Source organism: Paenibacillus polysaccharolyticus (assembly GCF_023714295.1).
Lineage (GTDB): Bacteria > Bacillota > Bacilli > Paenibacillales > Paenibacillaceae > Paenibacillus > Paenibacillus polysaccharolyticus_A.
On sequence record NZ_JAMAUN010000042.1, the window covers coordinates 1 to 453 of the forward strand.

Genomic DNA, 453 nt, shown 5'->3' on the forward strand with positions numbered 1-453 from the left:
TCTTTAACACTACTGGCAATAATGACAGGCATCAGTTTTATCTCATTTTGAAAACTGTGAAGCAAAATAAGAGTTAGTTCGTACCAGATCAACTACTTTTTATCGTATTCCGCCGCAGAAAAAACGTCGTACTGTGACGCGACGACGACCGGATATTTTGTGACAGCGATCCGGTCATCAACAGCACAATCTTATTCGACGCTGGCGATATGCTGCAATTTTGCCAACTCGTCAGGATGATTTCCCCTGTTGTTTTTCGCGCAATATCTCGCCGCAGCGCTGCTTGTCCTGACGCAGCGCCTGCTGTTCCTGCGGGCTGAGCTGGCGCCAGGTATCCAGCATCCGCTGCCCCAGCGCCGGAAGGTAATGGGTTTTATGCAGCGCGTAGTCAGAATTTCCCCCCTCGACGATATTCTGCATATCGTGGAGGAACTGGCGGCTGTCGTCATGATC

General features: G+C 50.1%; 1 protein-coding gene. It reads right to left on the bottom strand.

Translation table 11 applies throughout. The annotated features are described in order from the left end of the window. Window positions 1–231: 231 nt before the first annotated feature. A partial coding sequence (locus tag M3629_RS28085) for a hypothetical protein (RefSeq protein WP_251512186.1) occupies window positions 232–453 on the bottom strand: 222 nt, incomplete at its 5' end.